The 11,336-nt window shown below is 73.3% G+C and carries 11 protein-coding genes and 1 pseudogene; 9 read left to right on the forward strand and 3 right to left on the reverse strand.

Going from position 1 to position 11,336, the window contains the following annotated elements:
• Together IF37_RS46275 and IF37_RS0137500 are read left to right on the forward strand one after the other, a co-directional pair.
• A pseudogene (locus IF37_RS46275) lies at positions 1-89 on the forward strand (alpha/beta hydrolase); the annotation flags it as partial.
• A gap of 275 nt (positions 90-364) precedes the next feature.
• Positions 365-991, forward strand: coding sequence for a cysteine hydrolase family protein (locus tag IF37_RS0137500; RefSeq protein ID WP_030753856.1), 627 nt, complete (start codon positions 365-367; stop codon positions 989-991).
• A gap of 161 nt (positions 992-1,152) precedes the next feature.
• Here the strand turns inward: IF37_RS0137500 and IF37_RS0137505 are convergent, their stop codons facing one another.
• Complete coding sequence (locus IF37_RS0137505; protein ID WP_030753859.1) at positions 1,153-1,524, reverse strand: helix-turn-helix domain-containing protein; 372 nt, start codon at positions 1,522-1,524, stop codon at positions 1,153-1,155.
• 175 nt (positions 1,525-1,699) lie between these two features.
• Between IF37_RS0137505 and IF37_RS0137510 the strand changes: the two genes are divergently transcribed.
• From IF37_RS0137510 to IF37_RS0137540, 7 genes are all read left to right on the forward strand, one after another.
• Positions 1,700-2,710 carry a zinc-binding alcohol dehydrogenase family protein gene (locus tag IF37_RS0137510; protein WP_030753862.1) on the forward strand — a complete coding sequence of 337 codons (1,011 nt, stop codon included), beginning with the start codon at positions 1,700-1,702 and terminating at the stop codon, positions 2,708-2,710.
• Between the two features lie 223 nt (positions 2,711-2,933).
• Positions 2,934-3,809, forward strand: coding sequence for an MBL fold metallo-hydrolase (locus tag IF37_RS0137515; RefSeq protein ID WP_052845588.1), 876 nt, complete (start codon positions 2,934-2,936; stop codon positions 3,807-3,809).
• An 829-nt stretch (positions 3,810-4,638) separates the two neighbouring features.
• A complete protein-coding gene (locus tag IF37_RS0137520; RefSeq protein ID WP_030753867.1) occupies positions 4,639-5,481 on the forward strand; it encodes an alpha/beta fold hydrolase in 843 nt (280 codons plus the stop codon).
• Positions 5,482-5,515: 34 nt separating this feature from the next.
• Positions 5,516-6,235: a hypothetical protein gene (locus IF37_RS0137525; RefSeq protein ID WP_030753869.1), complete on the forward strand. Its 720-nt coding sequence runs from the start codon at positions 5,516-5,518 to the stop codon at positions 6,233-6,235.
• Positions 6,236-6,345: 110 nt separating this feature from the next.
• Entirely contained in the window at positions 6,346-7,209 is an 864-nt protein-coding gene (locus tag IF37_RS0137530; RefSeq protein WP_030753871.1) for an aldo/keto reductase, read from the forward strand.
• Positions 7,210-7,667: 458 nt separating this feature from the next.
• Positions 7,668-8,276 (forward strand): flavodoxin family protein, encoded by a 609-nt coding sequence (locus IF37_RS0137535; protein WP_030753873.1) that lies wholly within the window; start codon positions 7,668-7,670, stop codon positions 8,274-8,276.
• Between the two features lie 119 nt (positions 8,277-8,395).
• Positions 8,396-9,619, forward strand: a complete 1,224-nt coding sequence (locus tag IF37_RS0137540) for an MFS transporter (protein ID WP_106981940.1) — start codon at positions 8,396-8,398, stop codon at positions 9,617-9,619.
• Between the two features lie 563 nt (positions 9,620-10,182).
• On the opposite strand, the gene IF37_RS41120 is transcribed toward IF37_RS0137540, so the two are convergent.
• Both IF37_RS41120 and opcA read right to left on the reverse strand, forming a co-directional pair.
• Entirely contained in the window at positions 10,183-10,371 is a 189-nt protein-coding gene (locus IF37_RS41120) for a hypothetical protein (RefSeq protein ID WP_052845589.1), read from the reverse strand.
• Between the two features lie 208 nt (positions 10,372-10,579).
• A partial coding sequence (opcA, locus tag IF37_RS0137550; RefSeq protein ID WP_052845590.1) for a glucose-6-phosphate dehydrogenase assembly protein OpcA occupies positions 10,580-11,336 on the reverse strand: 757 nt, incomplete at its 5' end.

Here is an 11,336-nt window from a genome sequence, read left to right on the forward strand (position 1 = left end):
ACGTCGAAATCGACGGCGCCCCCCACGGCCTGCTCTGGACCCACGCCGACGAGGTCAACAACGCCCTCCTCACCTTCCTCGCCAAGTAACCCGCGCCGGGCGTCGTCCGCTCCCCCGAGACGACGCCCGGTGGCGGGGTGTGCGAACGTGCCGAGGCCGGTGCCCCCGGGGAGCGACTGTAGGCGACTACGCCCGGTGCGTGCGCGCCCCGGGGCCCCGCGGCACCGGCCCGGCGGGGAAGCGCCTGACCGCCTTTTCGACCAATGCCCGGACAAACCGCCGCCGCCACGTCGGCAGCGGCCGGTCCGGAGGGAACTCCGCCCGGCACACGCCACGAAGTGCGGCGGATGAAAGGAATGCCACGATGTCCAACACGTCCACGACCACCGCGCCGATCGGTCTGGTGCTGATCGACACCGTCAACGAGATCTTCTCCGAGCAGGGCAAGGGACACGCCGGCTTCAAGGCCGAGTTCGAGCGGATCGGAACGCTCGGCAACCTCAAGCGGCTGCTGGCCGGCTTCCGCGACAGCGGCTTCCCCGCCTTCTTCTCGCCGATGTCGTACACGGACGAGGAGTACGACAACTGGAAGTACAAGTCGGGCATCCACCACATGATGTTCGACAACCGTATGTTCGAGGCCGGCAGCTGGGGCGCCGAGTTCCACCCCGACCTCACTCCCGGTCCCGGCGACGTGACGATCGCGCCGCACAAGAACCTCGACGTCTTCGCCACCACCGACCTCGACACGCAGCTGAAGCGGCGCGGCGTGGAACACGTCGTCGTGGCGGGCATGATCGGCACGATGTGCGTGGAGTCGACGGCGCGCAGCGCCATGGAGCGCGGTTACCGGGTGACCCTCGTCAAGGACGCCACGGCCCCCGAGGGCGGTCCCGACTCCTACGAGCAGATGCTGCAGCGCTACGCGCTCATCGCGCACGACGTGGTGACCACGGACGAGCTGCTGGCGACGGAGCCGTTCGCGGGTTAGCCCGGTCGGTTCCCCCGCCCTTTCCCAGCGCGGCGCCGCCTCCGACGTCCCGCGCGTCCGGCCGTTGTCCGGCGCCCGGGGCGCCGCCGCCGTGTCCGGGCGCCGCCGCCGCGCCCGGACACGGACCCGGTGGGCACCCGCCGGGAGTCCGGGGCCTGCCATCACGCCGGCTGGACGTCCGTGATCTCGTCGAGGTGGTCCTCGACCCAATACCGCAGCTGCGCCAGGGGCTGCGCCACGCTGCGGCCCAGGTCGGTCAGCTCGTACTCCACGTGCAGGGGCACCTCGGGATAGACGGTGCGGTCCACGAAGCCCCGCTCCTCCAGTCGGCGCAGTGTGTTGGTGAGCACCTTGGGGCTGACCCCCTCCAGGCGGCGTTGCAGCGCGCCGAACCGCTGCGGGCCCGCCTCCATGGCCCCGATCGCCAGAGCCGACCACTTGTTGGCCAGCAGGTCCAGCACCTCGCGGCACGGGCACTGGGCCGCGTACACATCATGGTGGTCGTGGCGTTCCGTCCCGCAGATCGCGGCCATCGGCCCGCGCCTCCCCTTCGCCGGTGTTCTCGTTCCACAGCATACTTCCCATCGGGAAGTATGCTCCCTTGCAGGTTACTACCTCCCCGGGACTACGTTGCCGTGGCAACCGGCGCCCGGTCGCCGTCACCCGAGGAGAGTCTTCATGAGCGAGATCGCCGACATCCCTGACACCATGCCCGCCGTCGCCTACCGCGAGAGCCTGCCCGTGGAGCACGAGGAGAGCCTCGTGGACGTACGGCTCCCGGTGCCGCAGCCCGGCCCGCGCGACCTGCTGGTGCGCGTGGAGGCCGTCGCCGTCAACCCGGTGGACTACAAGGTGCGCCAGAGCAACGACCCCGGCGGTGTGCCGAAGGTGCTCGGCTGGGACGCCGCGGGCACGGTCGTGGCCGTGGGCGCGGAGGTCGAGCTGTTCGAAGTCGGCGACGAGGTGTTCTACGCCGGCGCCATCGACCGGCCGGGCACCAACGCCCGTTTCCACGCCGTGGACGAGCGCATCGTCGGCCGCAAGCCCGCGACTCTCTCCTTCGCCGAGGCCGCGGCACTGCCGCTCACCTCGCTGACCGCCTGGGAGGGCCTGTTCGAGCGCCTCGGCCTGCACGACGGCGCCCTGGAGCGGACCGGGACCCTGCTGGTGACCGCGGCGGCCGGCGGCGTGGGAGCGATGGTGTCCCAGCTGGCGCGCGCGCTCACCAGTCTGACCGTGATCGGCACCGCCTCCCGTCCGGAGACCGTCGAGTTCGCCCGCCGCATGGGGGTGACCCATGTGGTGGACCACCGCGAGCCGCTGGCCGGGCAGGTACTCGCCCTCGCCCCCGACGGCGTGGACCACGTCTTCAGCACCGTCGCCACCGACCGGAACCTGGCCGACTACGCGGAGGTCCTCAAGCCCTTCGGCGGGCTGGTCGCCATCGACGACTTCGGCCCGGTGGAGATCGGTCTGCTGAAGTCCAAGAGCATCTCCTTCCACTGGGAGTTCATGTTCACCCGCTCCCTGCACCGCACACCCGACCAGGCGGTGCAGCACCACATCCTGAACCAGGTCTCCCGCCTGGTGGACGCCGGCATCCTCACCACCACCGCCACCACCGACCTCGGCACGGTCGACGCCGAGCACCTCCGCGCGGCGCACCGCGTCCTGGAGTCCGGCAGGGCCATCGGCAAGATCACGCTCACCGGCTTCTGAGCACACCGTGCCCTCCGCCCGGCGGCGCCCGCCGGGCGGAGGGCACGGTGACGCATTCGCGCCCCACAAGGATTCCACTGCTCCCGCCTACGGTGGAGCCGGACGCGGAAGCCGTAGGGTTCCCGCGCGCACCGGGCGCCGCGGCCGGTGCGCCCGCGCCGCGAGGACCGGTCCCGCGGCCGGGACCCGGCAGGGTCCCGCCCACAGAAACGGAGCAGCGCCGATGCTGTCGATCGATGTCTTCACCAGCGACTACAAACCCATCGCGGCCCCCCTGCCCGGCTGGGACGCACGGCAGCGGGCCACCTGGCCGGCGAGCACGGCGACGCTGGTCCACGGGCGCCGCGAGGCGGTGCTGGTCGACGCGCTCATCACCGAGCGGGAGGCCCGCGACCTCACCGAGTGGATCCGGGCCAAGGACAAGGTCCTCACCACGGTGTACGTCACCCACGGCCACGCGGACCACTTCCTCGGGCTGCCGGTCGTGCTCGACGCCTTCCCCGATGCCGTGGCCGTGGCCCTGCCCGAAGTGGTGCCGTACGCCGAGGAGCAGCTCGCCGGTCCCTACCTGGCGTACTGGGAGTCCCTCTTCCCGGGCCTGCTGCCGGCCCGTCCGGTGGCACCGCGGCCGCTGGACGGGGAGGTGATCGGCGTGGACGGGCACGAGGTGCGGCCGGTGCGCGTGGGACAGAGCGACACCGATCCCTCCAGCGTGGTGCACGTGCCGGACCTGGACGCCGTCGTGGGCGGTGACGTGGCCTACAACGGCATCCACATGTGGCTGGCGCAGACCGACCGCGCGGCACGCGCCCGCTGGCTGGAGGCGCTGGACACGGTCGAGGCGCTGCGGCCCGCCACGGTGGTCGCGGGTCACCGGCACCCCGCCGCCCCGGACGACGACGCGGCCGGCGTCCTCGCGGCCTCCCGCCGCTACCTCACCGACTTCGACGAGGCCGTCGAGGCCGGTGCGGACGCCGCGGCCGTGCTCCGGACGATGACCGCGAAGCACGGGGACCGCGGCAACCCCTACACGCTGTTCGCCTCCGCGACCGCCCAGTACCCGGAGCCGGCGACGCCCGGAACCGGGACCACGGGCTGACCCCTCCGCCGCCCCCACCGGCCGGTGTGACCGTCTTCCGGTCCGCGGCACCGGCTCCCGGTCCGCGGCATCGGCTTCCGGTCCGCGTGACCGTCTCCCGGGCCGGTCCGGGCCGGTCGCGTGGGCCCGGCCGGTGCGCAGCGGTGCGGGAAACACCGGGAGACCGGGCCGCGGCCCGGTCCCGGCCGCGCGCGGCAGCCCACGCGGTGCGGGGCCCGCGCAGCGGCGACCGCGCGGCACACCCGCAGCGGCTCGCCGAGGGGGGCGCCCCCCCCGGTGGCGTTTACCCCCCCCCCCGCCCTACCCCACGCCCGCCCTCCCCGACGACGGGCGGGCGACGACGCCCCCGGCGGGGAAAAGCCCCCCGGCCCGAACCGCGCCCCCCCCCCCCCCCCCCCGTCCTCCGTCCCTACGCACCCGGGGGCCTCGCTCCCCCACCGGGTGCCGGGACGTCCGTTCCCGCGCCCAGCCGGCGCGCCGGCCCGCACGTACCCGCCTCACCGCACACACCCGCCCGGTACCCGACCCGCGGGACCTGTCCGGTGCGCGGCCTACGGGCCGGCCGCCCCGGCGAACGCCCGGCCGGGACCTCCGGCCGGGCGTTCGCCGTACCCGGACAGCCGCGCGCCGCGGCGGCCCGCCCGTCCGTACGCCTCGGGGCACCGGTCAAGACCTGTGCCACAAACATTCCACTGAGGGCGGCCATCCTGGTCCGGCAAGGGTGAATGCCCTGCGCGCCCGGCGGCCGGCACGGCGTCGGCGAGCGGCCGGGGCTCGCTGGAAGCAGCGCCCGGCGCCAGATCCGCACACGGCCCATCAGGGAGAAGCCATGGCCACAGTGACGCACCAGACCGCGCCCACGCAGTTCGTCGAGGCGGACGGCGTCCGCTACGCCTACCGCCGGCTCGGTCCGGAAGGCGGGGTGCCGCTGGTGATGCTCCAGCACTTCACCGGCAACCTCGACAACTGGGACCCCGCCCTGGTCGACGCGCTGGCCGCCGAACGCGAGGTCGTCCTGGTCGACTACGCCGGAGTGGGCTCCTCCACCGGCGCACCGGCGACCACGGTCGCCCAGTCGGCCCAGCAGATGATCAGCTTCACCGTGGCCCTCGGCCTGGAGCAGATCGACCTCCTCGGCTTCTCCCTGGGCGGTTTCGTCGCCCAGGACATGGCTCTGGTCCGGCCGCGTCTGATCCGCCGCCTGATCCTGGCCGGCACCGGGCCCAAGGGGGCCCCGGGCATGCACGGCTGGCGCAAGGACATCGAGACCCACGCCCGCGCCGAGGTCCCCACCGGCGACGACCTCCTCTACATCTTCTTCGCCCACACCGACACCAGCCGGGCCAAGGGCATGGAGTTCCTCGGCCGGTTCACGGCCCGCACCCAGGACCGGGACACGCCCAGCACCCTCGCCGCCCGCGACGCCCAGTACGACGCCGTGCTGGAATGGGGCATCCCCGACCACGGCGCGCTCCAGCGGCTCACCGGCATCCAGTGCCCCACCCTCATCCTCCAGGGTGACGACGACCTGATGATCCCGACCAAGGGCAGCCACCTGATGGCGGGCCTCATCCCCGACGCGCGCATCCGCATCTACCCTGACGCCGCCCACGCGTCACTGTTCCAGTACCCGGCCGAAGCGGCCAAGGACGTCAACGACTTCCTCGCCTGAGACCGACCGCCCCGCCACATCCACAGGAGACACCGTGTCCGACCTGCTCAACACCGTTCTCGACGCCCACGGCGGCCGCACCCGCTGGGAAGAAGCCGACCACATCAGCGCCCGCCAGTTCTTCGGCGGCGCCCTGTGGGGCATGAAGGGCCACCCCGGCGCCCTCGACGACGTGGACGTCACCGTCGGCCTGCGCCGGCAGTACGTACGCCAGGAACCCTTCTTCCAGGACGGCCACCACGTCACCTTCACCGGCGACCGGGTCACGGTCGAGGACACCGAGGGCACCCTCGTGGAAGAACTCACCGACCCCCGCGCCTCCTTCGCCGGCCACGACCTGATGACCCCGTGGACCAGGCTCCAGCTGGCCTACTTCTCCGGCAGCGCCATGTGGACCTACCTCGCCGAACCCCTCTCCCTCACCTTCCCCGGCGTCCGCACCGAGGAGATCGGCACCTGGACCGAGGACGGCGAGAAGTTCCGCCGCCTGCACGTCGTCTTCCCGGCCACCATCGCCACCCTCAGCACCGAGCAGACCCTGTACGTGGACTCCTCCGGTCTGATCCGCCGACGCGACTACAGCGTCGAGATCGCCGGCAACACACCCGCCGCCCACTACATCTCCGGACACCAGGAGGTGTCCGGCCTGGTCATCCCCACCACCCGGATGATCTACAGCCGCGACGAGAACGGCCACAAGGTACCCGAACCGCTCGTCGTCTCCGTACGCCTGGAAAACGTCACCGTCTCCTGAACGCGGAGTACGGCGGGGGGCGTCCGGCTCCCGAAGACCGGATGCATGGGCGCGACAAGCGCCAGAACCACCCGTAAGGCGGGTGGCAGGAACGAGAAAGGCAGCCAACCATGAGCAGCACCTCAGCGGCGTCCTCCGGGACGTTCACCATCGGTGGCGAACTGAAGGTCAACCGGCTCGGCTACGGGACCATGCAGCTGACGGGCCCCGGGGTCTGGGGACCCTTCCCCGACCAGGACGCGGGCGTGCGCGTGCTGCGCCGGGCCGTGGAGCTGGGCGTCACGCTCTTCGACACCGCCGACTCCTACGGACCGGGGACGGCCGAGGAACTGCTGCGCGAGGCGTTGCACCCGTACCCGGAGAATGTGGTGATCGCCACCAAGGCGGGTCTGACCCGTCCCGGTCCGGGACAGTGGCGCTCCAACGGGCGGCCCGAATACCTGCGCAGGCAGGCGGAGTCCAGCCTGCGCAGGCTCGGTCTCGAACGCATTCCGCTGTTCCAGCTGCACCGCGTCGACCCGTCCGTGCCCTTCGAGGACCAGATGGGCGTGCTGAAGGAGCTGCGGGACGAGGGGAAGGTCGCGCACGTCGGGCTCTCCGAGGTGGGTGTCGAGGAACTGGAGCGGGCGCGCGCGATCGTGCCCATCGCCTCGGTGCAGAACCTGTACAACGTGGCCCAGCGCGACTCCGAGGACGTCCTGCGGTACGCCGAGGCGCACGACATCGCCTTCCTGCCCTGGTTCCCGCTGGCCACCGGCCAGCTGGCGCGCCCGGGCGGCCCGCTGGACCGCATCGCGGGCCATCTGAACGCCTCGCCGTCGCAGGCGGCGCTGGCGTGGCTGCTGCGGCGCTCGCCGGTCATGTTGCCGATCCCGGGCACCTCGTCGGTGGCACACCTGGAGGACAACGTGGCGGCGGCGGCGCTGGAGCTGTCGCAGGACGACTTCGAGGCCCTCAGCCACCCGTTCTCCTGACGGACGGGCCCGGAAGGGATCGGGCCGGGACGCGGGACGGGGGTCCCGGCGGCGCGCGACGACCGCCGGGCCGCGGGTCAGGACATCGGACGCGGGGCGCGGGGCGCGGGGCGCCCTCGTCCCGCCCGCGCCGCGGGTGTCCGCGGGCCTCAGACGGCCAGGACGCCGTGCCGTCCCCTCGGCCCGCCGTGCCCGTTGCCACCGGCCGCCGCACAGCCCGACCTGACGGCTCACCTGCGGCCCGGGCCCCGCGACACCTTCCCGCGTCCTCCCCGTACCTCCCCCTCCACACCTCCCCGCGCCTGCCGCCGCGGCGGCACGGAAGGCCGCCGCCGACCGGCAGGCGAAGGGTCTTGACAGAGTCAAGACGACCGGTCATATTTAAATTCACCCCAGCGGCCCCGCCGCGAACGGACGCAGAGTCCGCCGCACGGGTCCACGAATCAGGAGCCAACAAGATGTCCGAGCAGTCCTCGAACCGTCCGTCCGTCGCCGTCGTCTACCACTCCGGCTACGGACACACCGCCGTCCTCGCCGAGGCGGTCCACCGCGGCGCCGCCGAACTGGCCGAAACCATCCTCATCGATGTCACCACCATCACCGACGAGGACTGGGACCGCCTCGACGCCGCCGACGCCATCATCTTCGGCTCCCCCACCTACATGGGCGGCGCCTCCGCCGCCTTCCACACCTTCGCCGAAGCCACCAGCAAGCGTTTCGTCGAAGGCCGCTGGGCCGACAAGCTCGCCGCCGGCTTCACCAACTCCGCCTCCAAGAGCGGCGACAAGAGCAACACCCTCGCCTTCTTCGCCGCCCTCGCCGCCCAGCACCGCATGCTCTGGGTCAGCCTCGGCCTCGAGCCCGGCTGGAACTCCACCACCGCCACCGAACACGACCTCAACCGTCTCGGCTTCTGGGCCGGCGCCGCCGCCCAGACCCCCATGGACGGCGGCACCGACACCGTCCACAAGTCCGACATCACCACCGCCGAGCACCTCGGCACCCGCGTCGCCCGCCACGCCGCCACCTTCAACGCCGGACGCCGCGTACTCACCACCACCCACTGACCCCACCGCACACCCACGCACACACACCACAGCCGGGTCCGGCCATAGGCCACCCGGCACGAGGAGACGCCGTGAAGCTCTCTGCGGTCACGCCCCGCGACACACCCCACACACCACGAGTGCGGACTTCCGAGAGCCCCGGCCCCGGCCGCCCGCTGTCCACCGCCGGTGTCGTCACCGCCTCGATCGCCGTCGCCTTCGGAGCGGGCGCCGGAAGCCCCCTGTTCGTGCTCTACCAGCAGCAGTGGGGCTTCCCCGACTGGCAGTTGACCACGGCGTTCACCGTCTACGCGGTCACCCTCCTGGCCACCCTGCTCGTCGCCGGCTCGCTCTCCGACCACATCGGGCGCCGCCCGGTCCTCATCACCGCGCTCCTCCTCCTGCTCCTCGCCGGCGGCCTCTTCCTCACCGCCGACAGCATCGGCTGGATCATCGCCGCACGCGCCGTACAGGGCATGGCCACCGGAGCGGCCACCAGCACCTTCACCGCGGCCATCATCGAACTCTCCAGCCCCCGCCACCGGCGCACCATGACCGTCCTGACCAGCGCCGCCCCCGTCGGCGGACTCGCCCTGGGCGCCTTCTTCGCCGGACTCGCCGTCCAGTACACGGACCACCCCACGGCCGTCGTCTTCACCACCCTGGCCGTCGTCCTCCTCTACGGCATCGCCTCCGTCCTGGCCGCCCCCGAGACCGCCGCCCGCCGCCCGGGAGCGCTCGCCTCGCTCCGCCCCCGCCTCACCATCCCCCCGGAGGCCCGCAGCTGGTTCTGGTCCCTGAGCCCTCTCACCGCGGCCGGCTGGATGTACTCGGGTCTCTTCCTCGGCCTCGCCCCCTCCTTCGACCACCAGGTCTTCCACATCCACAACAGCGCCGCGAACGGCGCCGTCGTCGCCCTACAGCCCATCTCCGCCGCACTCGCCGGGATGGCCTTCGCCCGCGTCACCGCCACCCGCGCCACCCGCGCCGGCGCCCTGCTCATCCTCGTCGGTGCCCTCCTCACCATCACCGGCGTCGGCACGGCCAGCCTGCCCCTCGTCATCACCGGCGCCCTCATCGGCGGCGCCGGACAGGGCGCCGCCTTCGGCTCCACGCTGCGCATTCTCGGCCCCCTCGCCGACAACGCCCACCGCGGCGGCCTCTTCGCCGCCGTCTACCTCATCGCGTACACCGCCTACGGGGTACCCGTCCTCCTCGCCGGCATCGCCAGCGACCACACCGGACTCGCTCCCACCGTCACCGTCTACGGCGCCACCGTGGCACTCCTCGCCGCCACCGCCGCACTCTCCCTCACCCTGCGGGCCCGCCGTTCCGACAGCCCCCGGACCGTGAACGGAACGTGAGGCATACCCGGCGGACCCGTCCGCTGACGGCAGGCACCACGGCCCTGGCCGTGGTGCTTGCCGTTTGCCGGTGTCAGGGAATGCTCGTGCGGCACCGTACGGCGGTGCGCGTCGCCCGTCGCCCGGGCACTCCTCGAAGCGCGCGGGAGCGCACGGCCCGGTCGGGTGGCACTGTGTCGGCCCGCGCCCGCGCCACCGGTCCCGGGGGCGGGCAGCACGGCCCCGTCCCGCCTGGTCGACGCAGGCAGCCTCCGCGAGGGAGACCACCGGTGAGGGCCGTGACGTGCGGCGGGAACGGAGCGACGGCAGCGGGATGCGGTCCCGGCCCCCTGGCCGACACACGTGTGCCGGCCGGCCGCGGTACGAGTACGTACCGCGGCCGGCCGGCAGGAGAGGTGTAAGTAGGACCGTAAGAGGACGACCGGGATGCTCGAGGCGTCCCGGTCGGCGGCCGGGCCGGCCATGGTGCGCACCGTCGGCCGCCGGAGCGACCGGCACCCGGCGGCAGGCCGTCGTCGTCCTCCCGGATGCCGGTCCCGTCGGTCCCTGCGGGTGGCGCCGGGTCAGCCGCGCCCGGTCGGCACCGCGGCTGACTGCGGCCGTCCGGCAGGGTGCCGGGACGCTCCCGTGACGTTCCAGGCGGCCGTCGCGGGGCGTCCGTGCTCGGTGCCGAGCGCGGCGAGCGACGCGGTGTCCAGCACGAACAGCACGCCGGCCGCGGCGGGCAGCCCGAGGCGCCGGGCCGTCGGCACCCGCGAGGAAGTGCCCGTGGGCGACGAGCGCCACGTCCGCCGCGTCCGGACTGTTCGGCAGCGGCTCGACACGCCTCATGAAGCGGTCGGCCCCGTGCCCGGCCTGCTCGGGCTCTCGCCCCGCTGCCCGTCGCGCCCCGGCGGCGTGCCGCCGGTCCACAGGTTCCAGGCCGGACGGGTGCGGTGGATCTCGGCCGTGGTGACGGTGTCAGACCCGTCGAACCCCCTCCTTCGCGGGGCCGGCGGCGGACGGTGGGCTGGTGCGGCGCAGGACGACGGCGTACATCTTGTCGGGGTCGAGGCGGCGCAGTTCCTCGGCGAGGAGTTCGGAGGTGGGACGCACCTTCAGGGCGAGCGTGCGCGGCGGCTGGCCGGGCAGGGCGAGCGTGGCGAGCGGGCCCACCGGCCGGTCGACGGTGATCTCGCCGTTCCCGGTGCCCAGGCGGACGGCGGTCACCACCGGGCCGGCACTGACGACCCGGTCGACCCGGATGCCCAGCCGGGTCTCGAGCCAGCGTGCGAGCAGCTCCGCGCTCGGGTTGTCCGCCTCGGCCTCCACGGCCGCCGAAGTCACCTCCACCGGTGCCTGGTCGAGTACGGCGGCCAGCGTCGAGCGCCACGGGGTGAGCCGGGTCCAGGCGAGGTCGGTGTCACCGGGCGCGTAGGTGCGGGCGCGGCTCTCCAGGACCTCCAGCGGCCGTTCGACGGCGTACAGGTCGGTGATCCGGCGCTGGGCGAGTGCGCCGAGCGGATCCGCGGCGGGGTTCTCCGGCGCCTGGGCCGGCCACCACACGACGACCGGGGCGTCCGGCAGGAGCAGGGGCAGGACGACCGAGTCGGCGTGGTCGACGATCTCGCCGTACAGTCGCAGGACGACCGTCTCGCCGGTGCCGGCCTCCGCGCCCACCCGTACCTCGGCGTCCAGCCGCGAGGTGGTCCGGGCCCGTGTGTTGCGGGAGACCCGC

This window comes from Streptomyces sp. NRRL S-31 (assembly GCF_000718775.1).
In the GTDB taxonomy this organism is placed as follows: Bacteria; Actinomycetota; Actinomycetes; order Streptomycetales; family Streptomycetaceae; genus Streptomyces.

Bases quoted from the DNA above. Each gene is read 5' to 3' on its own strand.
- IF37_RS0137500 (WP_030753856.1), top strand. From the start codon at position 365: ATGTCCAACACGTCCACGACCACCGCGCCGATCGGTCTGGTGCTGATC.
- IF37_RS0137505 (WP_030753859.1), bottom strand. From the start codon at position 1,524: ATGGCCGCGATCTGCGGGACGGAACGCCACGACCACCATGATGTGTAC.
- IF37_RS0137510 (WP_030753862.1), top strand. From the start codon at position 1,700: ATGCCCGCCGTCGCCTACCGCGAGAGCCTGCCCGTGGAGCACGAGGAG.
- IF37_RS0137515 (WP_052845588.1), top strand. From the start codon at position 2,934: ATGCTGTCGATCGATGTCTTCACCAGCGACTACAAACCCATCGCGGCC.
- IF37_RS0137520 (WP_030753867.1), top strand. From the start codon at position 4,639: ATGGCCACAGTGACGCACCAGACCGCGCCCACGCAGTTCGTCGAGGCG.
- IF37_RS0137530 (WP_030753871.1), top strand. From the start codon at position 6,346: ATGAGCAGCACCTCAGCGGCGTCCTCCGGGACGTTCACCATCGGTGGC.
- IF37_RS0137535 (WP_030753873.1), top strand. From the start codon at position 7,668: ATGTCCGAGCAGTCCTCGAACCGTCCGTCCGTCGCCGTCGTCTACCAC.